This is a genomic window from Pseudomonas sp. 5Ae-yellow (genome assembly GCF_014077575.1).
In the GTDB taxonomy this organism is placed as follows: Bacteria; Pseudomonadota; Gammaproteobacteria; order Pseudomonadales; family Pseudomonadaceae; genus Halopseudomonas; species Halopseudomonas neustonica.
On the sequence record NZ_JACGWE010000100.1, the window covers coordinates 1 to 1,901 of the forward strand.

1 protein-coding gene is annotated in these 1,901 nt (G+C 52.3%); it reads left to right on the forward strand.

Features of this window, described 5'->3' with window-relative positions:
- Positions 1–473: 473 nt before the first annotated feature.
- A complete protein-coding gene (locus tag H4J77_RS19390) occupies positions 474–1,766 on the forward strand; it encodes a hypothetical protein (RefSeq protein WP_123891403.1) in 1,293 nt (430 codons plus the stop codon).
- Positions 1,767–1,901 lie beyond the last annotated feature (135 nt).

Genomic DNA, 1,901 nt, shown 5'->3' on the forward strand with positions numbered 1-1,901 from the left:
TGGCGAGATAGCGCGATGGCTTCGCGCTTGAATTCAGGGCTGTATTTTCTGCGTTTGGACATGAACACTCCTTTGGCACATTGTGCCTCTTTTCAAGAGTGTCCGCAGTAACGGGGTAGAACCCACCCAACATTTATACAAGGAAGACACATGGCCCGAAAAATGGTAAGAATCATTATCCCGACGATGGTCTTCGGTGAGAGTGTTTGGCTCGAAGGCGTTGCCATAAACCTACCCCTGCAATTTTTCAGCACCTGAACGGCGACTTGAAAAACAAACTTGAGCGCGACTATTAGGCGACAATAACCAGGGTGAAAAAAGTATCTCAATAGTCTATCCATCATAATATGGGCTATTTCTCTGCTATAACGCAGTGTGGTCCCGCTAACAGCCATCCCGGACGAGCGGCCTGTTTAAAACAAAATATTCCTGCGCCTAGGAATCGCACAATCTACTATAACCACGAGTCTAAAATGAAAGATGTAACTCAGGAAAATACACAGTCGGTTGATAGCTACTCGGAGCGTCTAAACCGCGAGTGCTATTGCGTAACCCTTGATCGTACAGCCCTCAAAGAGAGCTTTGAACATCAATTTGCAGCCGCTGGATACGTGCCGTCGATCACTCCTGAATTCCATCAGCTTTTTTCAAACACGCCGGTCTTCGTCCCCCAGTCCGACATCAAAGCGATGGAACGAATCGTTGAAGCGATCGAATCAACCGCAGAGCTTTCGTCCTATCGAGAACGCGTTCTGTCCTGGGCGCCGGAAATTGCAGGCTTCGATCCAGGTCCCATAGGGGCGTTCATGGGCTATGACTTTCACTTGGGCAAAGACGGTCCTCAACTGATCGAGATCAATACCAATGCCGGCGGCGCATTTCTGAACTCGGTGCTAGCTCGGGCTCAACACCGATGCTGTAAACCATCTCAACAGACCGCAGCAACCACACAGGCGCTGGATGGATTTGAGACTGCTGTGTTCGATATGTTTCGACAGGAGTGGCAAAGGCAACGGGCTGACTCGATGCCCAAAAGCATGGCCATCGTGGACGAAGCCCCGGAGACCCAGTTTATGTTCACTGAATTCCAACTGGCCCGACAGCAACTTCAAGCCAGAGGAATTAATACCCTGATATTGGACCCATCGGAGCTTGAATATGTCGATGGTGCATTGGTTGCACAAGGAAAGCGCATCGACATGGTGTACAACCGACTAGTGGACTTCGCACTGGAAGCCCCAGCTCATGAGGCGCTCAGACGTGCGTACGTCGACGGCGCAGTGGTGGTAACGCCAAACCCCCGTGTGCACGCACTGATGGCCGACAAACGAAATCTTATCCTACTCTCCGACCCCTCGACCCTTCGCGACTGGGGACTCAGCGAAGTTCAAGCCCGATATCTGGAGAGCTCCATACCCAAGACCCGGCTGGTTACAGCAAGCGACGCAGGGGAACTGTGGGGTTCCCGGCGTGAACTTTTCTTCAAGCCGGTTGCCGGCCATGGCAGCAAGGGCGTATACCGCGGCGACAAGTTGACCCGGCGTGTTTTCGACAACATTTTGCAAGGCGACTATATCGCGCAGAAATTCGTCCCGGCGGGGGAACGAGCCATGAGAGTTGACGGCACTGTAACCACTAGGAAAGTCGATATTCGCCTTTACACCTACGGCGGAAAAACTTTGCTCATCGCTGCACGGGTATACCAGGGCCAAACCACTAACTTCCGCACGCCTGGCGGTGGCTTTGCACCCGTGTTTCAGGTGTGATTTTTTACCTTGGCGGCGGCAAAAACTGAGTGCAACACCTGACCTTTCCGGTACGGTGCTGCCCTATGTCTTATTCCGAACTCAGCGTTGCAGAGCGTGCCACCATTCAAGTTAGTCATGCCCAAGGCCTCAGCT

Coding starts and splice junctions, on each gene's coding strand:
- H4J77_RS19390 (WP_123891403.1), top strand. CDS start 474: ATGAAAGATGTAACTCAGGAAAATACACAGTCGGTTGATAGCTACTCG.